At 59.9% G+C, this 24,488-nt stretch carries 7 protein-coding genes and 1 pseudogene; all 8 read right to left on the reverse strand.

The features are described 5' to 3' along the window. Positions 1–173: 173 nt before the first annotated feature. Positions 174–4,481 carry an InlB B-repeat-containing protein gene (locus tag CI601_RS04585; RefSeq protein ID WP_121914478.1) on the reverse strand — a complete coding sequence of 1,436 codons (4,308 nt, stop codon included), beginning with the start codon at positions 4,479–4,481 and terminating at the stop codon, positions 174–176. Positions 4,482–5,352: 871 nt separating this feature from the next. Continuing rightward, complete coding sequence (locus CI601_RS04590) at positions 5,353–8,535, reverse strand: InlB B-repeat-containing protein (protein ID WP_259465318.1); 3,183 nt, start codon at positions 8,533–8,535, stop codon at positions 5,353–5,355. A gap of 238 nt (positions 8,536–8,773) precedes the next feature. Further along, on the reverse strand, positions 8,774–8,923 hold the full coding sequence (locus CI601_RS08435; protein ID WP_183129754.1) for a hypothetical protein: 150 nt from the start codon (positions 8,921–8,923) through the stop codon (positions 8,774–8,776). A 533-nt stretch (positions 8,924–9,456) separates the two neighbouring features. Next, positions 9,457–12,927: an InlB B-repeat-containing protein gene (locus CI601_RS04595; protein ID WP_121914479.1), complete on the reverse strand. Its 3,471-nt coding sequence runs from the start codon at positions 12,925–12,927 to the stop codon at positions 9,457–9,459. Between the two features lie 779 nt (positions 12,928–13,706). Then, positions 13,707–17,036: an InlB B-repeat-containing protein gene (locus CI601_RS04600; RefSeq protein ID WP_259465319.1), complete on the reverse strand. Its 3,330-nt coding sequence runs from the start codon at positions 17,034–17,036 to the stop codon at positions 13,707–13,709. Between the two features lie 112 nt (positions 17,037–17,148). Beyond that, positions 17,149–17,298, reverse strand: coding sequence for a hypothetical protein (locus tag CI601_RS08440; protein ID WP_183129755.1), 150 nt, complete (start codon positions 17,296–17,298; stop codon positions 17,149–17,151). 679 nt (positions 17,299–17,977) lie between these two features. Next, on the reverse strand, positions 17,978–21,544 hold the full coding sequence (locus CI601_RS04605) for an InlB B-repeat-containing protein (protein WP_121914480.1): 3,567 nt from the start codon (positions 21,542–21,544) through the stop codon (positions 17,978–17,980). Positions 21,545–22,699: 1,155 nt separating this feature from the next. Beyond that, positions 22,700–24,488 (reverse strand): annotated as a pseudogene (locus tag CI601_RS04610) (chromosome condensation regulator RCC1); the annotation flags it as partial.

Here is a 24,488-nt window from a genome sequence, read left to right on the forward strand (position 1 = left end):
CGGCAAGAGGAGTTGCCTCCTCTGTTGCGCTTGGGCGGTCGACTGATATGTGTGGTGGGGGCGCGGGAGGGAAGTGTCGGCTCTCTTGGGGTTTGAGCCTTGATTAGCACGTTCCTCCCTGCTCCCCCTAGGTGGGCCGGGGGCGGGGGGATTGATTCGCCGCCCGGCCGCTCTTACTCGTGCGAAGCATGTGACAGTTGGTGTTGTTCCCTCCGGTGGCGGCGTGAGGCGAGGACCCCGCCCATGCCGGTCATGCCGGTGGCCAGGGCGAGCAGAATGCCCTCACCACCGGCCCTTGGGAGCACGCCTGCGGGCAGGTACGTGTACCTGAGGGAGGTGTCCGGCGTTTGGGGTGCGCCGCCCAGCGTGTAGTCCACGCTGACGGTGACCATACCCGGCTGGTGCGCGGGCGTGAACACGGTCACGCTATTGCCGTCGCCACGGGTCAGGCCTGATACGGGGGTCTGGTCGAATCTGACGCCGGTGATCACCAGCTGCAGGTTGAACGACACCGGCACAGGAACAAGACTTCTGCCTCCTGTGGGGATGCTGTTGTTGCCGAGCTGGCCATTGCTGTTAGATCCCCACGCCCAGGCGTTCCCGTCGCTGCCCACGGCCAGCGAATGATCGCCTCCGCCGCTGACCTGTGTGGTTTTCAGTCCTTTGCTCTCGTCGGAGGGGTTGTCTGGGTCGCGCACGCGCACAGGTACAGGCGCATTGCTTGTGGTGTTCTTGCCGAGCTGGCCATTGCTGTTGTCTCCCCAGGCGTAGGCGTATCCGTCGCTGCCCAGGGCCAGCGAATGATTGAATCCGCCGCTGACCTGTGTGGCTTTCAGCCCTTCGCTTGCGTCTGTGGGTCTGGCTGGGTCGCGCACGTGCACAGGAAATGGCGAATTGCTGAAGCTATCGATGATATTGATGCCGAGTTGGCCAGAGCCGTTGTATCCCCAGGCGTAGGCGTATCCGTCTGTGCCCACGGCTAACGAATGGTCGTCTCCGGCGCTGACCTGCACGGCTTTCAGTCCTTTGCTCGTATCATTTGGGCTGCTGGGGTCGCGCACGCGTACAGGAAAGGCCGAGTCCATGTAGCTGTTGTTGCCGAGCCAGCCAAAAGTATTGGCTCCCCAGGCGTAGGCGTATCCGTCGCTGCCTAAGGCCAGTGAATGCTCGCCTCCGCCGCTGACCTGTGTGACTTTCAGTCCTTTGTTCGTATCGGTGGGGCTGTTGGGGTCGCGCACGCGTACAGGAACAGGCGAATTCCTTGTGCCGTTGTTGCCGAGCTGACCAGAGTTACTGCGTCCCCAGGCGTAGGCGTATCCGTCGCTGCCTACGGCTAGCGCATGCTCGCCTCCGCCGCTGACCTGTGTGACTTTCAGTCCTTTGTTCGTATCGGTGGGGCTGTTGGGGTCGCGCACGCGTACAGGAACAGGCGAATTCCTTGTGCCGTTGTTGCCGAGCTGACCAGAGTTACTGCGTCCCCAGGCGTAGGCGTATCCGTCGCTGCCTACGGCTAGCGCATGCTCGCCTCCGCCGCTGACCTGTGTGACTTTCAGTCCTTTGTTCGTATCGGTGGGGCTGTTGGGGTCGCGCACGCGTACAGGAACAGGCGAATTCCTTGTGCCGTTGTTGCCGAGCTGACCAGAGTTACTGCGTCCCCAGGCGTAGGCGTATCCGTCGCTGCCTACGGCTAGCGCATGCTCGCCTCCGCCGCTGACCTGTGTGACTTTCAGTCCTTTGTTCGTATCGGTGGGGCTGTTGGGGTCGCGCACGCGTACAGGAACAGGCGAATTCCTTGTGCCGTTGTTGCCGAGCTGACCAGAGTTACTGCGTCCCCAGGCGTAGGCGTATCCGTCGCTGCCTACGGCTAGCGCATGCTCGCCTCCGCCGCTGACCTGTGTGACTTTCAGTCCTTTGTTCGTATCGGTGGGGCTGTTGGGGTCGCGCACGCGTACAGGAACAGGCGAATTCCTTGTGCCGTTGTTGCCGAGCTGACCAGAGTTACTGCGTCCCCAGGCGTAGGCGTATCCGTCGCTGCCTACGGCTAGCGCATGCTCGCCTCCGCCGCTGACCTGTGTGACTTTCAGTCCTTTGTTCGTATCGGTGGGGCTGTTGGGGTCGCGCACGCGTACAGGAACAGGCGAATTCCTTGTGCCGTTGTTGCCGAGCTGACCAGAGTTACTGCGTCCCCAGGCGTAGGCGTATCCGTCGCTGCCTACGGCTAGCGCATGCTCGCCTCCGCCGCTGACCTGTGTGACTTTCAGTCCTTTGTTCGTATCGGTGGGGCTGTTGGGGTCGCGCACGCGTACAGGAACAGGCGAATTCCTTGTGCCGTTGTTGCCGAGCTGACCAGAGTTACTGCGTCCCCAGGCGTAGGCGTATCCGTCGCTGCCTACGGCTAGCGCATGCTCGCCTCCGCCGCTGACCTGTGTGACTTTCAGTCCTTTGTTCGTATCGGTGGGGCTGTTGGGGTCGCGCACGCGTACAGGAACAGGCGAATTCGTCCTAGTGTTGTTGCCGAGCTGGCCGTACTTGTTGTTTCCCCAAGCGTATATGTATCCGTCGCTGCCCAATGCCAGGGAATACTCGCCTCCGGCGCTGACCTGCACATAGGTGAAATCCTCTGGAAGGTCCGGATACGTGTTGCGGTCAGGCGTCTTCACCCTGACCGGCGTAGTCTGGCTGGTTCTCGTCCCGTTGCCGAGCTGGCCGTCGCTGTTGTTTCCCCATGCGTAGGCGTTCCCGTCACTGCCGACGGCCAAGGAAAAACCATAGGAAGTATAGCCGTAGCTTTTTGACCCGCTGACTTGGCTGAATCTGATTCCTTGGCTGGTGTCTGGCGGGGTGATGGTAGTGGTTTCGTTGCCAAGCTGGCTGCCCCTGTCGGGGTTGATCCTCCACGTGTTGTTCTGTGTGTTGGGCGTCCAGTGTGCGGTGAGAGCGAGGTCTTCGGTGACGGGCTTGCTGAAATCGTAGGCGACATCGCCGATGAACCATCCGTCAAACTGGTAGCTTTTACGCATTGGGTCGGGTGAGGGTCGCTTCGCTCTACCGTATGGGTAACTGATCTGCTGTGGTTTGGGTGCTTGGCCTCCTCCGGCTGTATTGAAAGTGACTGTAGGGATGGAATCCTGTTTGGCATCCCTTAGCAGTGTCTGGTCGACGGTGTACTTCAGGTTCCTAGTGAAGGCCTGGCCGTCCTGCCTGCCTGTGATGGTGATGGTGGCTGTCCCGGGGTTGTGGGTTGGAAGCTTTATCTGCCAGGATCCGTCTTCTTTACTCAGTCTCATTGGCTGGCTGTCCATGCTGGCTGTTTCCAGGATCGGTGTCTGCGTGGTGTTTAGTCTGATTGGTTTGTCTTGAGCGTCTAGGCTCCACATGGACATGCTGCCTTGCCTGTCCAAGGTGGTGATTTTACTGCCTATGCTGATGGCCTGTGTGTAGTAGTGGTTCCCGTTGTCTGCGCGCACGGGTGCCTTGCCGGGCTGCCAAGCCCAGACGTGGCCGTCTTTGCTTGTGATCATTGCTTGGTTCTTGTTGGTAGTGATCCTGCTGGCTTTCTGGCCATCGGGCAGGCTGACAGCTGTAGGTTTGGTTGCACTGTCGGCCAGGTATTGAACCTGTCCGTCCGCGTCTAGGAGGAGGAATCCTGAACTGAGTGCTGTGGCTTGGGTGATGCGCATGCTCGGATCCTGATTAATGCGTTCGGGCTTGATGCTGCTAGTGTTGGTCGCTTCCCATGTCCAGATTCTTCCGTCCGTGTCTTGGGCGAGGATCTGGCCGGAGGAGGCGATGGCGAGGACGGCCTGGGTCTGACTGGGTAGGCTGGTCGTGGCCTGCTCGACTGGCTTTGCGTTGAGATCGTTACTGTCGGTTTGTCCGGCTTGGAAGGTGTGGACCTGTCCTTGCTGGTCCACGGCTAGGAGTCGGTTATCGTTCAGGTTGATGCTGGTGAACCTGGTGTTCTGGCTGGTGTCGAGGATGGTGGGCGTGGCCTGTTGGTTGGTCCATGTGTAGATGTGCTGGTCGGATCCTAATGCGGCCTGCGATTGGCTGCTGGTTGTGACTTGCAGGTAGTGGAACCCGTCGGGAGCCTGGGCGGGGAAGGGGACCTGCATGGGTGTGCTGTCTTGCGTCCAAGTGTAGATGCGGCCGTCACCGGTCAGGTCCGCAATTTGGTCTCCCGCAGCGTGGATGCTCGTGTAGTAGGGCTCCTGCTTGTCGGGCGGGCTGACGGTCAGCTGGGCGCCGGTGGCGGGCCCATGGTTCGGGCTTAGCGTCCAGTCCGTGGTTTTGGCCCATTTTGCAGTCAGGGTCATGTCTTGCAGGATGGGCGTCTGGAAGTCATAGGGCTGATCGTCAAGGGTCCATCCCTCGAACTGGAAGTTTTCACGTACAGGGTTGTGTTCTGGAGGGATGACGAGAGTGCCGGTTTTCACGGTTGACTGTGTTGGCTTGTTTCCGTTATTCGGGTCGAAGCGCACCGTGTGCGTGGCATTATTGCCGGTATCGGATGGCTTGGTTGAAGCGGAATTCGTACTGCCGGTAGTAGCCGTCGGCGATGAGGGAGCAGACGGGTCTGTTGTTTCGGGATTTAATGGTGATGTGGTTGTCAGTGGCGATGGGGTCGGAAGTGGAGTGTGTGTTGCGTTGCTGGGGAGAGTGCCGGAGGTTCCGTTAGCTACGCGAGGGGTCTGACGACCCCCCCCCCCCGGTGAGTACAGGAGCGTCCGCCGCGTTTGCGGACGCGACGCCCAAGCCTGCCAGCAGGCCCAACAGGACGATCACCATCGCCAACGCGCGACGCAGACGAGAAACCACATGCATGAAACCGAAACCCCTTACCAACACCAAACGAATCCAAATGTCGCTTGTTTGTTTAAAGTTCTGCCCGTCGGAAAGCCCTTCTGTCCTTCAACGCCAGCCCTGCATCGGATTGCATGAGCCAATGGCGGAAGCCAGTTGTCTTCTCGACGCCCCCACGTTTTTCACCATACCACCGGATTAACAAGCAACACACACGAGCCAGGTCTGAGCCCTGGGTGGTGATGACCTCAATGGTGGGTAAAGGCGGCTGCTCGCCAAATTATGAGGAGGGAGGGGGGGAAGAGAAATGAACGGCGGCCAGGCCGGCTGTGGGTGTCTGGCCGTGGCCGGCCTGGCCGTGTTTCCCTCTCTCCCAGGCGGATACGGGGGCGTGCATGCCTGCCCCTCGGCTTCCCGCCTGCAGAAGTGTGGTGGGGGCGCGGGAGGAAGTGTCGGCTCTCTTGGGGTTTGAGCCTAAAGTGGCACGTTCCTCCCTGCTCCCCCTGTATGGGCCGGGGGCGGGGGGATTGATACGCCGCCCGGCCGCTCTTACTCGTGCGAAGCATGTGACAGCTGGTGTTGTTCCCTCCGGTGGCGGCATGAGGCGAGCACCCCGCCCATGCCGGTCATGCCGGTGGCCAGGGCGAGCAGGATGCCCTCCCCTCCGGCGCGGGGGAGCACGCCTGCGGGCAGGTACGTGTACCTGAGGGAGGTGTCCGGCGTTTGGGGTGCGCCACCCAGCGTGTAGTCGACGCTGACGGTGACCGTGCCCGGTGCGTGTGCCGGTGTGAGCATGCTGACGCTGCCGTTATCGCCGCGCGTCAATCCTGATACGGCGGTCTGGTCGAACCTGACGCCGGTGATCACCAGCTGCAAGTTGAACGACACCAGCACAGGAGCCGACTTGTCGGTTTTGGTGCCGTCACCGAGCTGGCCTGCGCCATTGTCTCCCCAGGCGTAGGCGTTCCCGTTGCTACCCACGGCCAACGAATGAGACCATCCGGTGCTTACTTGTGTGGCTTGCAGTCCTTTGCTTGAGTCTGTAGGTTTAGCAGGGTCACGCACACGCACAGGAACAGAGCCGCTGTTCTTTCCCCAGGCGTAGGCGTATCCGTCGCTGCCCACGGCCAGCGAATAATCGTGTCCGCTACTCACCTGAATCGTCTGCAATCCTTGGCTCTTATCAGTGGGGCTGGTTGGGTTGCGCACGCGCAGAGGAATAGGATTCGCACTGTTGCTGTTGATGTTGTTGTTATTGCCGAGCTGGCCGCGGTAGTTGTTTCCCCAGGCGTAGGCGTATCCGTCGCTGCCCACGGCCAGCGAATTAGCGTATTCGGCGCTTACCTGCATGGCCCGCAGCCCTTTGCTCGTGTCAGTAGGTTTGTCAGGGTCGCGCACATGCACAGGAAAACTCGGACTGTTGATGTTGTTGTTGCCGAGCTGGCCCCAGTAGTTGTATCCCCATGCGTAGGCGTATCCGTCGCGGCCCACGGCCAAAGAATGACCGTATCCGCTGCTCACTTGAATTGCCTGCAGTCCTCGGCTCTCGTCCTTGGGGTTGTCAGGGTCGCGCACGCGCACAGGAACCAATGAATTACGGGTGCTGTTGTTGCCGAGCTGGCCATAGCCGTTGTATCCCCATGCGTAGGCGTATCCGTCGCTGCCCACGGCCAGCGAATGACCCCATCCGGCGCTTACTTGTGCGGCTTTCAGTCCTTTGCTCGCGTCTGTAGGTTTAGCAGGGTCGCGCACGCGCACAGGAATAAGACTCTTAGCTTTGCTGTTATATACCCCTTTGGGGGTGCTGTTGTTGCCGAGCTGGCCATAGCCGTTGTATCCCCAGGCATACACGTATCCGTCGCTGCCCAGAGCCAGCGAATGCTGCCATCCGGCGCTGACGTGCACATAGGTGAAATCCGCAGGAGTGTCTGCAGGTTTCCTCACCATGACCGGCGTAGTCCGGTTGGTGGTCGTCCCGTCGCCGAGCTGGCCATGGTCGTTGTTTCCCCAGGCGTAGGCGTTCCCGTCGCTGCCCACAGCCAAGGAAAAGCCATTGGAAGTAGCACCGTTATTTGTTGAACTGCTGACCTGGCTGAGCCTGATGCCCCGGCTGGCGCTGTCTGGCGGGGTGATGGTGGTGGATTCCCTGCCCAGCTGGCTGCCCTTGTCGGGGCTGATGCTCCACGTGCTGTTCCGGCCTGCGGGCGTCCACTTGGCGGTCAGGGTGAGATCCTTGGTCACAGGCTTGCTGAAATCGTAGGCGACCTGTTCTATGAACCATCCGTCGAACAGGAAGCCCTCACGCGTAGGGTTGGGGGAGGGTCGCTTCACCCTGCCGTTCGGGGTGGAGACGGTCTGGTGTGTTGGTTCGGGTTTTCCTCCGGTAGCATTGAAAGTGACGGTGTGGGTCGTGCCCTGCTGGTCGTCTCGTGTCAGTGTCTGGTCGACTGTGTAGTTGAGGTTTCTGGTGAAGGGCTGACCGTCCTGCCTTCCGGTGATGGTGATGGCGGCTGTCCCGGGCTTGCGTGCGGGTATGTCTGCCTGCCATGAGTTGTTGTTCTTGGTGAGTTTGAGCGGCTGGCCGTCCATGCTGGCTGTTTCCAGGGTGGGCGCCTGTGTGGTGTCGAGTCTGGCTGGCTTGCCGGGCTGGCCCTGCCCGTCCAGGCTCCACTTGTATATGTTGCCCTGCCTGCTGATGGCGATGATCATGCTGCTAGATTCGACGGCCTGCATGTACTGCTGGTTCCCGTTGTCTGTGCGCTTGGGTGCTTCGCCGGGCTTCCAGGCCCAGACGTGGCCGTCCGTGCCGGTGATCATGGCCTGGTCCTTGTTGGCGGTGATTCTGCTGGTCTGCACGCCGTCCGGCAGGCTGACGGCTGTGAGACTGTTGGTGCTGTCGGCCAGGTAATTGGCCTGCCTGTCCGCGTCCAGGAGGAGGAATCCTTGGTTGAGGGTTTGGGCTTGGATGATGCGCATTCCGGGGTCTTGTTTGATGCTTGTGGGTTTGGCTTTGCCGGTGTTGCTCGCATCCCAGGTCCAGGCTTGCCCGTCCGTGTCCATGATGAGGGTCCGGCTGCTGGAGGCGACGGCGGTGACGGCCTGCGTCTTTCCGGGCAGTCTGGTTGTTTCCTGCTCTTCTGGCTTCGTGTTCGTGTTCTGAGTGTCTTTCTGGCTGTCTTGGAAGGCGTGGACCTGTCCCTGCCGGTCCACGGCCAGGAGTCGGTCATCGTTCAGGCTGATGCTGGTGAACCCGATGTTCCGATCAGTGTCGAGGATGGTGGGCGTGGGCTGCTGGCTGTTCCAGGTGTAGATGTGCTGGTCGGATCCGAGTGCTGCCTGCCATTGGTCGCCGGCTGCGGCCTGCAGGTAGTGGAACCCGTCGGGAGCCTGGGCGGGCGAGGGGACCTGTATTGGCGTGCTGTCCTGCGTCCATGTGTAGATGCAGCCGTCGCCTGTCAGGCCAACAACTTGTTTTCCGGCTGAATGGATGCTGGTGTAGTAGGGTTCCTGCGAACTGGGCGAGCTGATAGTCAGGACGGCGCCGGAAGCAGGCCCGTGGTCAGGGTTCAGCTTCCAGTCTTGGGTCTTCGTCCACTTGGCTTTCAGGGTCGTGTTCTGGAGAATGGGGGTCTGGAAGTCAAAAGGCTGGCCGTTGTATGTCCATCCGTCGAATAGGAAGCCTTCACGCACAGGATTCTGTAACAGGGGGGTGGCGAGAGTCCCGGTCTTCACAGTTGACCGAGTAGATGTGTTCCCGTCTGCGGGGTCGAAGCGCACTGTATGTGAAGTTTGATCATCTGTTTTTTCGGCTGATTGAGCAGGAGCGGCGTCTATGCTGCCTGCGCTGCTTGTCGTCGATGACGGGGTGCCTGGGCTTGCTGTTGGGCTTAAAGGTGTGGCTGGTTGTATTGGCGAGGGTGATGGCAGTGGTGTGCTTGTTGCATTGCTGGGGAGAGTGCCGGAGGTTCCGTTAGCTACGCGAGGGGTCTGACGACCCCCCCCCCCCGGTGAGTATGGGAGTATCCGCCGCCTGGGCGGATGCGACGCCCAGGCCTGCCAGCAGGCTGATCAGGACGGTCATCATCACCGTGATGCGACGCAGACGGGAAACCAGATGCATGAAACCAAAACCCCTTCACCAAACACCAAGCGGAGCAAATGCCGCCTGTCAATGTAAAGTACTACCTGTCGGAAAGCCGTGCCGTCTCTCAATGCCAGCCCTGCATCGGATTACAGTAGCCATGGCGTAAGCCAGTCGTCTTTTCGACGTCCCCCGCTTTTCACCCTACCACCCAGTTCACAGACAACACCCGAGCGAGGCTCAACTGCCCGGCGGCAAAGATTTCTCTGGCTAGGGGAGGGTGGTTGTTGACAGCAATTACCTCGGGACAAGAAGCACAGACGAAGGCCGGGCTGACTTGCGACCGTGTGTCCTTAGCAGGACTGATGTATCCCTTTCTTTCTCCTCGATAGGAGCGTCGCGTGCATGACTGCTTTCAGATCCCGCTGACTGTTATCGATAAAAGCGTGGTGGGAGGGGCGCGGGAGGCGTGTCAGCTCACTTGGAATTGAGCCTTATATGACGAATGCCTCCGTGCGCCCCCGATAAGCCAAGGCCGAGAGATTGACCCGCCCTGGCTGGTCTTACTCGTGCTAAGTTTGCGACAGCTGATGCTGTTTCCTCCTGTGGCGGCGGGAGGCCAGCACACTACCCATGCTCACAACTCCTGTGACCAGGGTCAGCAGGATGCCTGCACCGCCGGTCTGGGGGAGCACGCCTACAGGTGCTGCAGGCATGTACGTGTATCTGAGGGAAGTGTCGGTCAGGGTATTTCCCGCGCCGCCCGTTGTGTATTTAACGCTGACTGTGACTGTGCCCGGCAGGTGTGCGGGCGTGGTGACGCTGACGCTGCTGCCATCGCCGCGGATCAGGTTCGTGCCTGGGCTGGCATCGAAGGTGACGCCGGTGATCACCGGCTGCAGGTTGAACGACACCGGTGAAGGAACAGGACTCTGCCTTCCTGAATTGAGATTGCCGAGCTGGCCATACCAGTTCTGTCCCCAGGCGTAGGCGACTCCGTCCGTGCCAATCGCCAGTGAATGCCGCCATCCTGCGCTGACTTGCACAGCATTCAGCCAGGGTCCGGCCGAGCTCGTGGACTGCGCGGAGGCAAACACCTTCACAGGGGAATACCGGTCAATGGTGGCGTTGTCGCCGAGCTGACCATAGTCGTTGTAGCCCCATGCCCAGGTGTTCCCGTCCGTGTCGACGGCCAATGAATGGTAAATTCCTGCGCTCACCTGCACGGCTGTCACTGCGCCCGCATTCGCGGGGTATCGCACGCGCACGGGAACAGGACTTGCACTGCTGCTGTAGCCGTCGCCGAGCGAACCGTACTGATTGTAGCCCCATGACCAGGTGCTGCCATCCTCGCCGATAGCCAGTGCATACCAGCTTCCGGCGCTCACCTGGACGGCCTTCAGCCAGGGGCCCGCAGCAGCCGTGGACTTGTTGGAGGCGAACACACGGCTGGGCGTGAGGTGGAAACTCTCGTCGCTGGTGTTCTTGCCGATCTGGCCATGGGTGTTGTAGCCCCAGGTGTACACGTACCCGTCCTGGCCGATGGCCATGTCGAAGGACCAGCTTGTGCTGATCTGCACGGCGTGGAGGACACCGCTCGCATCCGAAGGGTTCTTGACCGCCATGGGCACGTTCTGCGGGCTGAAGCAGTCATCACCGTGTCCTTTGGATATGCCGCCCCAGGTGTATACGGTGCCGTCGGCCGCCAATGCCATGGAGTTCCAGGCTCCTGCGGCGACCTGGATGGCTTTCAGCCCTTCGCCGGTGTTGCCGGGCCCGTGCACGCGCACGGGGGTCGATGAATTGGATGTGGTGTGGTTGCCGAGCTGCCCGTGGTCGTTGAGCCCCCAGGCGTACACGTACCCGTCGCTGCCGATGGCCAGCGAATGATAGCCTCCGGCATCAGCCTGCACGTAGGTGAAATCCGTGGGTGTGCCTGCGGGCTTTGACACCAGGACGGGCGTGTTCTGCTGGACGGACGTGCTGTTGCCGAGCTGGCCATACCAGTTCAGTCCCCAGGCGTAGGCGTTCCCGTCGCTGCCCACAGCCAGCGAATACCCCGTCAGATCACCATATACGTATCCTCCGCCGTTGACCTGGCTGAACCTTATACCTCGGCTGGTGGCTGGCGGTGTGATGGTGATGGATTCCTTGCCGAGCTGGCTGCCCTTGTCGGGGTTGATGCTCCAGGAGGTGTTGGGGTTTTTGCTGGTCCATTTGGCGGTGAGAGTGAGATTCTGGGTGACGGGTTTGCTGAAGTCGTAGGCGATCTGGCCGGTGAACCATCCGTCGAACTGGTAGCCGCTGCGCGTCGGGTCGGGGGAGGGGCGCTGGACCCTGCCGTAGACTGGCTGGATGCTCTGGTCCTGGGGGGTCGGGCCTCCTTCGCCCGTGTCGAAATGGACCGTATAAGCGGTGCCCTGTTGGACCTCTCTGGTCAGGGTCTGGTCGACCGTGTAGCCGAGGCTCCTGGTGAAGGGCTGGCCATCCTGCCTGCCGGCGATGGTGATGGTGGCTTGTCCGGGCTTGTGGGCTGGGGTGTCCGTCTGCCAGGTGCCGTTCTGTTTGCTGAGTTTGAGTGGCTGGCCGTCCATGCTGGCTGTTTCCAGGATGGGCGCTTGGATGGTGTCGGGCCGGGCCGGTTTTCCGGGCTTGCCCTGGGCGTCCAGGTTCCATCTGAATATGCTGCCCTGCCTGTCAATGGCGGTGATCCCGCTGCCGGCAGCCGTGGCCTGCACGTAAACCTGTCCCATGTTGTCCGCGCGGACGGGCGTCTTGCCGGGCTCCCAAGTCCAGACATGGCCGTCCTTGTCGGTGATGATGGCCTGGCTGTTGTTGGCGGTGATTCTGCTGGCCTGCACGCCGTCCGGCAGGCTGACAGATGTAGGGCTGGTTGTGCTGTCGGCCAAGTATCGGGTCTGCCCGCCTGCGTCCAATAGGAGGACTCCTTCATCGAAGGCTTGGACGGTGCGCATGACCGAGTCTTGCCTGATGCGTTCTGGCTTGGCGCTTCCAGTGTTGGTTGTGTCCCAAGTCCAGGCTTGCCCATCTGCATCTAAGGCGAGGATACGGTTGGCTGAGGAGACGGCGGTGACGGCCTGCGCTTGACCGGGCAGCCTGGTCGGATCCCGGCTGTCGTCCTGGCTGTTTTGGATGGTGTGGACCTGTCCCTGCAGGTCGATGGTCAGCAGCAGGTCCCTGTTCATGCTGATGCTGGTGAACTTGGAGTTCTGGCCGGCGTCAAGAATCATGGGCGTCGCTTGCTCACTGGTCCAGGTGTAGACGTGCTGGTCGGATCCTAATGCTGCCTGCCATTGGTCGCCTGCCGTGGCCTGCAGGTAGTGGAACCCGTTGGGAGCCTGGGCGGGGAAGGGAACCTGCACGGGTGTGCTGTCCTGCGTCCAGGCGTAGATGCGGCCGTCGCCGGTCAGGCCGACTGTCTGGTTGCCTGCTGTGTGGATGGCGATGTAATAGGGTTCTTGCCGACTGGGCGGGCTGATGGTCAAGCGGGAGCCGGTGGCGGGCCCGTGGTCCGGGCTCAGCCTCCAGTCTGCGGCTTTGCTCCATTTCGCAGTCAGTGTCGTGTCTTGGAGGATGGGCGTTTGAAAGTCGAAGGGCTGGCCGTCAAGTGTCCATCCTTCGAATCGGAATCCATCACGCTGAGGATTCTGTTTCGGGGGTGCGGCGAGGGTTCCGGTTTTCACACTTGCCTGCCCAGGCGTGCCTCCATCGGTAGGATCGAAGCGCACCACGTGCGTGGCTTCATCGTCCGTCTTATCGGATGGCTTGGCCGAAGAAGCCGATTCTGTGCTGCCCGGAATGCCCGTCGACGTTGAAGGGGCATCTGAAGTTGTTGCAGGTTTTAGCGTTGATGCGGTTTTCAGGGCCGATGGCGAGGAAAGTTGAGTGCTGGCAGCGCTGCCGGAGAGAGTGGGGAGTGCATCACCGTCCGCATTGGTGGATGCCGCAGCCGGGCCTGCATGCAAGCTAAGCAGGATGATCATCGTCGCCGAGATACGACGTAGATGGGTACCCAGATGCATAAGCCGAACACCTTTCGCCCACATCGGACACATCTACCTCCAGCATCCCCAAGAGTGTGCCGATGACCTCTGCTTACAACGTCCTACCCGTCAGAAAGTGACCCCTCGAGCCACATCGAAACCCAACCAATGACTCAACCGCATTGCATTCATCATGCTAGCCGAAAAAGCACCACACATGGTGTACCTGGCAATAAGTGCTTCGGAATGTAGTCCAAGACTTGTTCGATTCCCATGCCTAACCGTATTGCTGGTTAATTGGCTCACTGGCAGAAGAGATTGGAGGTAGGTATCGCTTTGTTAACCGGTGCTCCGATTCCCAAGCTCTCTGTCTGTCCAGGAGTAGATTGGTTCGGCAGGTCAGGTGCGTGGGAAGCGGCGGGGGTGGTGACGGCTCTGGACGAGATTGCCGGTGAGGTCGGGGAGTCGCGGATGGCGGCATCTCAGGCCTTGCATGGCAGTTTATCGATGCTATCCGCTCAAGGTCTTTGACGGTTGTCGGTTGGATGTCCTGTAAATGGCGGGAGCAGCAGCTGCTGCTGCTGGGATTCTCCCAGTGTCGACCAGGTTGGTGCAGAGAAGAATCATTGCCGTCCTGTTCTGATACTCCCGAACCGGTTTGTTGCGTGGCCGTGTGTATATGCGTGCGGAAGTGTGGTGGGGGGCGCGGGAGGGAGTGTCGGCTCTCTTGGGGATTGAGCCTTAAGTGACACTGGCCTCCCTGCTCCCCCTATGTGGGCCGGGGGCGGGGGGATTGATATGTGCCCCAGGCCTTTTTCTTACTCGTGCGAAGCGTGCAATAGACGGTGTTGTTCCCTCCGGTGGCGGCGTGAGGCTAGCATCGCGCCCATGCCGGTCATGCCGGTGGCCAGGGCGAGCAGGATGCCCTCCCCTCCGGCCCGGGGGAGCACGCCTGCAGGCATGTACGTGTATCTGAGGGAGGTGTCAGTCAGCGTGCTTCCTGAGCCGCCCATCGTGTAGTCGACGCTGACCGTGACCGTGCCCGGCAGGTGTTCAGGCGTGAGCACGGTCACGCTGTTGCTGTTGCTGACAGGAGTCAGATGCGTGCCGGGGCTGGTGTCGAGCCTGGCTGCGCTGATTACCGGAGCCAGGTTAAACTCCACCAACATCGGGACATAGGCATCTTTGTTGCTGTTATTGCCGAGTTGACCATACTTGTTGTATCCCCATCCATATGTGTATCCATCCTTGCCGATAGCCAGGGAATGCCAGTTTCCAGCACTGACGAGAGTGCTGGAAAGGCTTAGATTGGTGTTATTTGAGGATGCAGGATTTCGCACCTTTGCTGGCTGGTTGTGGCCTCGAGAATCGTCATAATTGGTATAGCCAAGTTGGCCGTAAGTGTTTCGTCCCCACGACCATGCAATTCCATTGGTGTCAATTGCTAGGGAAGTGTCGTATCCCGCACTGACTTGGCTGGCTTTGAAGGGGATACTGGGATTGTCGGGATTGTATACTCGAGCTGGGGAAAGAATATCCTGATTCGTCGTATTCTGTCCGAGCTCGCCCCAATAATTCCACCCCCATGACCAGGTGTTCCCTTGGGCATCGATAGCAATGGAATGTTCAAAACCGGCGCTGATTTGAACGCTTTTTAAGTTTTTGCTTGTATCGTCGGGATTGTTCGGGTCGCGCACGCGCACAGGAACAGGATTAGCACCATCGAAGCCGTTCGTGACATTGTTGCCAAGCTGGCCGTAACTGTTGAATCCCCAAGCCCAGGTATTCCCGTCCCTGTCAATCGCTAATGAGTGAGCTCCTCCGCCAGCTACTGTTATTGCCACCAGCCCTTTGCTTGCATCCGTAGGATGTTCTGGATCGCACACGCGTACGGGAGTACTCGAGTAGTTGCTGTTGGTGCCGTTGCCGAGCTGACCGTTCCCGTTGCGTCCCCATGCCCAGACATTACCTTCCTTGTCGATTGCCAGTGAATGCTCGCCTCCAGCGTCAACCTGTATGGCCTTCAGTCCCGTATTTACGTTGGAATGTGTAGAAGGATCACAGACACGCACGGGTACAGTTGAATAGCCGCCGCTGGTGTTGTTGCCGAGCTGGGCATATGTATTGTCTCCCCAGGCGTATACGTATCCGTCGCTGCCCAAGGCCAGTGAATGCCGGTATCCGGCGCTGACCTGTACATAGGTGAAGTCAGCCGACACGCCTGCTGGCTTTTTCACCGGGACTGGCGTGTTCTGCTGGGTGGTCGTCCCGTTGCCGAGCTGGCCAGACCTGTTGTCTCCCCATGCGTACGCGTTACCGTCACTGCCTACAGCCAAGGAAACGCTATTTTGCATGACGACAGATCCAATTGAATTACTGATTTGGTTGAATTTAACGCCGCTGGTGCTGTCTGGCGGGGTGATGGTGGTGGTTTCATTGCCGAACTGGCTGCCCCTGTCAGGGTTGATGGTCCACGTGGTTCTTGGGTTTTTGCTTGTCCAGCGGGCGGTGAGGGTGATGTTTTTGGTGACAGGCGTGCTGAAGTTGTAGGCGGTGTTGCCGGTGAACCAACCATCGAACTGATAGCCGCTGCGCGTCGGATCAGGTGAGGGCCGCTGCACCCTTCCGTACGGGTAGGTGACTTGTTGGGGTTGGGGTGCCTGGCTTCCTCCGGTGGTATCGAAGCTGACCTTGTAGATTGAGCTAGGCTGGACATCTCTGGTCAGTGGCTGGTCGACTGTGTAGGTGAGGCTTCTGGTGAAGGGCTGGTTGTCTTGTTTGCCGGTGATGAGGATGGTGGCTGGTCCTGGCGTGTGGGAGGATATGTCCGTCTGCCAGGCATTGTTCCTCTTGTTGAGTTTGAGAGCCTGGCCTTCCAGGCTGGCTGTTTCAAGGACGGGTGCTGTGGTGGTGCTGAGTATGGCTGGCTTGCCGGGCTGGCCTTGCTTGTCCGGGCTCCAGCGGTATATGCCGCCTTGCCTGCTGATGGCGGTGATCCTGTCGCCTGCAAGGACGGCCTGAGCGTATGGCTGGTTGCTGTTGTCCGCCCGGGTGGGGGTTGCGTCTGTCTTCCAGGACCAGACGTGGCCGTTCCTGTCGGTGATGATGGCCTGGTTCCTGTCGGCGGTGATCCTGCTTGCCTGTATGCCTTCTGGCAGGCTGACGGCTGTGGGTTCAGTTGTGTTGTCGGCCAGGTAGTAGGCTTGCCCGTCCTCGTTCAGGAGGAGGAATCCTTGGTTGAGGGCTTGGGCTTGGACGGTGCGCATGCCCGGGTCCTGCCTGAGGAGTTCGGGTTTGACGTTGCCGGTCTTGCTTGCGTCCCATGCCCAGGTTTGCCCGTCCGAATCCAGTACCAGGATCCGGCTGTCGGAGGCGCCTGCAAGGACGGCCTGCGCCTGTCCGGGCAGGCTGGTTGTGGCCTGTTCTGCGGGCTTCGTGTTTGGATTCTGGCTGTTGGTCTGATCGGCTTGGAAGACGTGGACCCGGCCTTGCCGGTCCACGGCGAGGAGCCGGTCGCCGTTCATGCTGATGCTGGTGAATTGGATGTTCCTGTTGGTGTCGAGGGTCGCGGGTTCGGGTTGCTGGCTGGTCCAGGTGTAGATCTGCTGGTCGGATCCGAGCGCGGCCTGCCATCGGCTGCCTGCTGCGGCCTGCTGGTAGTGGAACCCGTCGGGAGCCTGGGCGGGGGAGGGCACCTGTTTTGGTGTGCTGTCTTGGGTCCATGTGTAGATGCGGCCGTCGCCGGCCAGGCCGAGGATCTGGTTTCCTGCGGCTTGGACACTGACATAGTAGGGTTCCTGCCTGTCTGGCGGGCTGATGGTCAGCCGTGCGCCTGAGGCGGGCCCATGGTCAGGGTTCAGCGTCCAGTCCGTGGTTTTCGACCATTGGGCTGTCAGGGTGGTGTTCTGGAGGATGGGGGTCTGGAAGTCGAAAGGCTGGTTGTCGAGTGTCCATCCGTCGAACCGGAAGCCGGGACGTTGGGGATTGTGTTGCGGGGGAGTGGCGAGGTTGCCGGTTTTCACGGTTGATTGGGTGGGTTTGCTGCCGTCGGCTGGGTCGAAGCGCACTGTGTGCGCGGCCTGACCGTTTGTCTGATCGGTCGGCTTGGTTGAATCGGAGTCAACATTGTCCGGACTATCCGTCGTCAATGACGGGGTGGTTGGACTTGCTGTCGGGCTTAATGGTGTGGTGGTTTGTAAAGGTGATGGTGAGGGCAGTGTTGTGCTGGTTGCGTTGCTGGGGAGAGTGCCGGGGGTTTGCTTAGCTACGCGAGGGGTCTGACGACCCCCCCCCCCCGGTGAGAATAGGAGTATCCGCCGCGTTGGCGGATGCGACGCCCAGGCCTGCCAGTAGGCTCAGCAGGATGGTCATCATCGCCAGGATGCGACGCAGACGGGAAACCAGATGCATGAAACCAAAACCCCTTCACCAAACACCAAACGGAGTCAATGCCGCTTGCCTATACAAAGTTCTGACCGTCGGAAAGCCATTCTGCCTATCAGCGCCAGTCCAACATGATTGCATCAGCCAATGGCGGAAGCCAGCTGTCTTTTCGACATCCCTCGTTTTTTACCCTACCACCCAGTCCATAAATAACACACGATACAACTCGTGATAGGTGATCTCGCTATAGACGACCATGTGGTAATTGGTTTTGTGTTTTTGGCTAATTGCATCACTAGTGGAAACGGCCTGTAAGCATCGCCCTATTGACTCTTATCTCCTTCACGAAGTTCAATAGATGCCTGGTGATAGAAGGCTGAAGGGCGGATCTAGTCTGGAGAGCATCAGCGTCTTGGGGCCGTCGACTGCAGCAACCCGCTTCTGATTGGCGCTGAAATCATCTACTTCAAGCCTGTCGACCATTAGCAGACCGGTCGTAGGGTTTTTGTCCCTGATGCAGGTTGATCGACTGGCCGTGCCCGATAAGAGTGGTTGCTTCTACTGTCGCTGTCGGGCGGTCGATTGACAAATGTGGTGGGGGCGCGAGAGGAGTGTCGGCTCCCTTGGGGATTGAGCCTTGAGTGACACTTGCCTCCGTGCGCCCCGTGAGGCCGAGGGCGGGGGATTGATAAGCCTTCGGCCTGTCTTACTCGTGCGAAGCGTGTAGAAGCTGTAGCTGTTCCCTTCTGTGGCGGCGAGAGGCCATGACCCCACCCATGCCGGTCATGCCGGTGGCCAAGGCGAGCAGGATGCCTTCCCCGCCGGCCTGGGGGAGCACACCCAAAGGCGTGTACATGTAGGTCAGGGATTTGTCGGTCAAAACCTGTCCAGCGCCACCTAGCATGTAATCGACGCTGACCGTGACCGTGCCCGGTAGGTGTTCAGGTGTGGTCACGGTGACGCTGTTGCTGTTGCTGATGTTGGTCAGGTTCGTCGCGGTGCTGCTGTCGAATCTGACGCTGGTGATCACCGGCTGCAGGTTGAACACTACTAGGACAGGAACTAGGCTTCGACTTCTCACGTCAGGATTGCCTAGCTGGCCATTGGTGTTGTTTCCCCAAGTTCTGACGTTCCCATGTGTATCGATCGCCAGCGTATGATAACAACCTCCGCTTACTTGCTTAGCGTTCAGCCAGGGGCCGGCTGAGCCTTTGGATTGCGAGGAAGCGAACACTTTTGCTGGGGATGACTGATTGCCCAGTGTGTTATTGCCTAGCTGACCGTCGCTGTTCCAGCCCCATGCCCATGTGTTTCCATCCTCGTCTATCGCCAGAGAATGCCAGGTACCGGTGCTCACTTGCACAATTTTCACCGTGCCTGCACTAGCAGGGTATCGTACAAGCACAGGGACGGATGAGTCGGAGGAGGTGCCGTTGCCGAGCTGACCGCGCATGTTTTGTCCCCATGACCAGGTGTTCCCGTTCTCATCGACTGCAAGCGCATACCAGCCTCCGGCGCTCACCTGAACAGCCTTCAGCCAGGGGCCAGCCGCTGCGGTGGACTTGCTGGATGCAAATACGCGGCTCGGTGTGGCCGAATCATGAGTCCCGTCGATGGTGTTGTTGCCGAGTTGACCGTTGCCGTTGTAGCCCCAGGCGTATACGTATCCATCTTGGCCGATGGCCATGTCGAATGTCCAATGAGTACTTATCTGTATGGCGTGGAAAGCTCCGCTCGTGTCTGAGGGATCCTTGACGGTGGAAGGGATTGTCTGCGGATTCGTGCCGTTGTTTGTATAGCCGTCTTTGGATATGCTGCCCCAGGTGTATACGGTCCCATCATCTCCGAGCGCCATAGAGTTCCACAAACCGGCGGAGATCTGGATCGCCTTCAGGCCCTCGCCTGAGTTGTTGGGGTTTTGTACGCGCACAGGAGCAGTTAAATAGCCGCCTCTGCCACCATTGCCGAGCTGGCCATAGTAGTTCCATCCCCAGGCATATACGAATCCGTCGCTGCCCAGGGCCAGCGAATGCTGGCCTCCAGCGCTGACCTGCACGTAGGTGAAATCCGCTGGCACATCCGTATACGTCTTGCGATCAGGCTTCTTCACCATGACCGGTGTGGTCCGTTGACTGGTTGTCCCGTCACCAAGCTGGCCATTCAGGTTGTTGCCCCAGGCGTAGGCGTTGCCGTCGCTGCCTACGGCCAGCGAGTATCCTATCTGACTTTGCATGGGGTCCCCTCCACCGCTGGTCTGGTTGAATTTGATGCCGTTGGTGTTGGCTGGCGGAGTGATGGTGGTTTTCTGCCCGCCCAGTTGGCTGCCCTTGTTGGGGTTGATGCTCCATGTGTCGCTGGCGCTTTTGCTTGTCCAGTGGGCGGTGAGGGTGAGGTTGTCGGTGACGGGCTTACTGAAGTCGTAGGCGACTTCGTCGATGAACCACCCATCGAACTGGTAGCCTTCGCGAGTTGGATCGGTTGTAGGCCGCTGGACCCTGCCATATGGGTAGGGGATATTCTGGTCTTCGGGTTTGGGGTTTCCTCCGTCCGTCTTGAAGCTAACTGTGTGGCTGGCTTCTGTCTTCGCATCTCGTGCCTGTGGCTGGCTGACGGTGTAACCGAGGCTTCTGCTGAAGGGTTGGCCGTCCTGTTTGCCGGCGATGAGAATGGCGGCTGGACCAGTCTTGTGTGTGGTCGCCTTTGTCTGCCAGACGCCGCCTGTTTTCTTGAGCGTTAATGGCTGGCCGTCCATGCTGGCTGATTCGAGTGCTGGGGCAACAGTGGTGTCGAGTCTGGCTCGCTTGCCGTCTTGGCCTTGGTCGGCCAGATTCCAGGTGAACACGCCGCCCTGCTTGTCCACGGCGATGATGCTGTTGCCTATGCTTGCGGCCTGCGTGTAGTGGTGGCTTCCGTTGTCTGCGCTGGCGGGTGTTTTGCCGGGTTTCCAGGCCCAGATGTGGCCGTCCGTGCCGGTGATGATGGCCTGGTTCTTGTTGGCGGTGATCCGGCTGGCCTGCGTGCTGTCCGGCAGGCTGATCTGGATCATGGCGGTGGTGTTGTCGGCCAGGTACCAGGCTTGCCCGTCTGTGTCTAGGAGGATGAATCCTTGGTTGAGGGCTTGGGCTTGGACGGTGTGCACGCCCGGGTCCTGTTTGACTCGTTCGGGCTTGGAGTTTCCGGTGGTCGTATTCCATGTCCAGGCGTGTCCGTCCGCGTCCGCGATGAGAGCCTGGCTGTCGGAGGCGGCGACGGTGATGGCCTGCGCTTGCCCGGGCAGGCTGGTTGTGGCTTGTTCTGTCGGTTTTGTGTTTTGGCTGTCGGCCTGGCTGGTCTGATAGGCGTGGACCTGTCCCTGCTGGTCCATGGCCAGCAGCAGATCATTGTCCATGCTGATGCTGGTGAACCTGGTGTTCGGGCCGGTGTCGAGGATGGTGGGCGTGGGCTGTTGGCTGTTCCAGGTGTAGATGTGCTGGTCGGATCCCAATGCGGCCTGCGATCGGTTGCCGGCTGCGGCCTGCAGGTAGTGGAACCCGTCGGCAGCCTGGGCGGGTGAGGGAGCCTGCTTGGGTGTGCTGTCTTGTGTCCATGTGTAGATGTGCCCGTCGCCCGTTAGGCCGACAGTCTGGTTTCCAGTGGTGTGGATGCTGGTGTAGTAGGGTTCCTGCGGACTGGACGGGTTGATGGTCAGGACGGCGCCGGAAGCGGGCCCGTGGTCAGGGTTCAGCGTCCAATCTGTTATTTTTGTCCACTGGGCTTTCAGGGTCGTGTCCTGGAGGATGGGGGTCTGGAAGTCGAAAGGCTGGCCGTCGTATGTCCATCCGTCGAAGCGGAAGCCATCACGCACAGGGTTCTGTTGCGGGGGAGTGGCGAGGGTGCCGGTTTTCACGGTTGACTGAGTAGGCTTGTTGCCGTCGGCCGGGTCGAAGCGCACTGTATGTGAAGCTCGATTGTCTGCTTGTTCGGCTGATTTAGCGGGAGCGGAGTCTGTATTGTCAGGTGTTCCCGTCGTCGATGACGTGGTTTCTGGACTTGCTGTCGGGTTTAATGGTCCGGTGGTTTGTATTGGTGAGGGTGAGGGCAGTGGTGTGCTGGTTGCGTTGCTGGGGAGAGTGCCGGGGGTTTGCTTAGCTACGCGAGGGGTCTGACGACCCCCCCCCCCGGTGAGAATAGGAGCGTCCGCCGCGTTGGCGGACGCGACGCCCAGGCCTGCCAGCAGGCCCAGCAGGACGACCATCATCGCCAACGCGCGACGCAGTTGGGAAACCACATGCATGACTCGTAAACCCCTTACCATCACTGGGCATTGTCTGTTGGTTCGTGACGGTCGAACCAGCGAAACGGTGCCGCTTTGCCTTGTAACGTCTTGTCCATCGGAAAACCGTTCAGCCTTTCAACGCCAGCCCTTGCATCCAATTGCATGAACCACTGCGGAAGACAGACACATTTCCGATGCCCCTGTTTTCACACCATACCACTGGGCCGAAAAAACAACACACGAAGCAATCCGTGATAGCCGATCCGCACGCTACGGCGAGCCACCATTAACTGTTATGTCAGCGTCGTATTGTCCGATTAATCGCATCACTGTGTCGACTCTTATATCGACCGCCATATTAAGCATCTGCTCAATGACGAAACGGGCTGACAAATCGGATGTGAGGGAAGCGGCAGTGTCAATCAGGTCTGGGTGCTACGGATGGCGGCATCCAATGCTCTGTGCGGGCGAACGTTTCGGCCGAACCTAACATGATGCGACCCGGTAGTCATCATTCTCCGACGGCCAAGGATAGTGCGGGTGAAGAATCCGGAATCTGCTGGTTTTCCCGTCGCTTTCAAAAGACTGGTCAGCCTAGGGTCGTAGCTGCCCTGTGGGTGGAGGTGGGTCAATTTGACAGGCAGTCTGCGGGGTCTGTCAGCTGGCCGCCGCCACCGCATCGCACTGGCAGGGGTCTGGGAGCTTGCCGGGATCAGGCTGATCTGGCAGGCGGGGCCGTCCTGCCTTGTGGCTTCTTGGATGGCGCCAATGTCGGTCCGGCGGAAGCGCGTATATGTGTGGTTCGATTGCGCTGGCGGGGTGCGGGGGCGCATTGTCCTCTGCCCAATGATTCTGGGCTCTGTCTGGTCTGTTGTCCTTGATGCCGACTGCCTAGGTCAGGTCTGCCAGGGTAGGCCTCATTACTTGCCTATCCTTTCGACTGTGTTTGACGTGCTGCCTCAAATGCAGTTGGACCGTGTTGTGGGTATGAATGATCGGACCATGGATAGATCGGTTTGGCCGGCATCACGTCATTGGCGGTTAAATAAGTGTGGTGGGGGCGCGGGAGGAAGTGTCGGCTCTCTTGGGGTTTGAGCCTTGACTGACACGTTCCTCCCTGCTCCCCCTATGTAGGGCCGGGGGCGGGGGGATTGATACGCCGCCCGGCCGCTCTTACTCGTGCGAAGCATGTGACAGACTATGTGTTTCCTTTCTGTGGCGGCGGGATGCCAGGACCCCGCCCATGCTTACGGTCCCTGTGGCCAGGGCGAGCAGGATGCCCTCCCCTCCGGCCTGGGGGAGCACGCCTGCAGGCGTTGCAGGCGTGTACGTGTATCGGAGGGTAGTGTCCGGCTTTTGGGGTGCGCCGCCTATCGTGTAGTCCACGCTGACTGTGACCGTGCCCGGCAAGTGTGCAGGCGTGAGCGCGTTGACGCTGCCGTCATCGCCGCGTCTCAGGCCGGATAAGGGAGTCTGGTCGAATCTGACACTGGTTATCACCGGCTGCGGATTGAGTACCACCGGCGCAGGAACAGGACTCTTGGCTTTACTGTTATTTTCCCCCGTGGGGATGCCGTCGTTGCCGAGCTGGCCATATTGGTTGTCTCCCCATGCTGTGTTGCCCCCATCTGTGCCGACTGCCAGCGAATGCGAGTATCCGGTGCTGACCTGTACGGCTTTCAGCCCTTGACTCGTATTAGTGGGGTCGGCGGGGTCGCGCACGAGCGCAGGGACCGTTGAATTGTTGGTGCTGTTGTTGCCGAGCTGGCCATATTGGTTGTCCCCCCATGCGTAGGCGTATCCGTTGCTGCCGACTGCCAGCGAATGCGAGTATCCGGTGCTGACCTGTACGGCTTTCAGCCCTTGACTCGTATTAGTGGGGTCGGCGGGGTCGCGCACGAGCGCAGGGACCGTTGAATTGTTGGTGCTGTTGTTGCCGAGCTGGCCATATTGGTTGTCCCCCCATGCGTAGGCGTATCCGTTGCTGCCGACTGCCAGCGAATGCGAGTATCCGGTGCTGACCTGTACGGCTTTCAGCCCTTGACTCGTATTAGTGGGGTCGGCGGGGTCGCGCACGAGCGCAGGGACCGTTGAATTGTTGGTGCTGTTGTTGCCGAGCTGGCCATATTGGTTGTCCCCCCATGCGTAGGCGTATCCGTTGCTGCCGACTGCCAGCGAATGCGAGTATCCGGTGCTGACCTGTACGGCTTTCAGCCCTTGACTCGTATTAGTGGGGTCGGCGGGGTCGCGCACGAGCGCAGGGACCGTTGAATTGTTGGTGCTGTTGTTGCCGAGCTGGCCATATTGGTTGTCCCCCCATGCGTAGGCGTATCCGTTGCTGCCGACTGCCAGCGAATGCGAGTATCCGGTGCTGACCTGTACGGCTTTCAGCCCTTGACTCGTATTAGTGGGGTCGGCGGGGTCGCGCACGAGCGCAGGGACCGTTGAATTGTTGGTGCTGTTGTTGCCGAGCTGGCCATATTGGTTGTCCCCCCATGCGTAGGCGTATCCGTTGCTGCCGACTGCCAGCGAATGCGAGTATCCGGTGCTGACCTGTACGGCTTTCAGCCCTTGACTCGTATTAGTGGGGTCGGCGGGGTCGCGCACGAGCGCAGGGACCGTTGAATTGTTGGTGCTGTTGTTGCCGAGCTGGCCATATTGGTTGTCCCCCCATGCGTAGGCGTATCCGTTGCTGCCGACTGCCAGCGAATGCGAGTATCCGGTGCTGACCTGTACGGCTTTCAGCCCTTGACTCGTATTAGTGGGGTCGGCGGGGTCGCGCACGAGCGCAGGGACCGTTGAATTGTTGGTGCTGTTGTTGCCGAGCTGGCCATATTGGTTGTCCCCCCATGCGTAGGCGTATCCGTTGCTGCCGACTGCCAGCGAATGCGAGTATCCGGTGCTGACCTGTACGGCTTTCAGCCCTTGACTCGTATTAGTGGGGTCGGCGGGGTCGCGCACG

The sequence above is a fragment of the Bifidobacterium sp. wkB344 genome, assembly GCF_003688305.1.
In the GTDB taxonomy this organism is placed as follows: domain Bacteria; phylum Actinomycetota; class Actinomycetes; order Actinomycetales; family Bifidobacteriaceae; genus Bombiscardovia; species Bombiscardovia mizhiensis.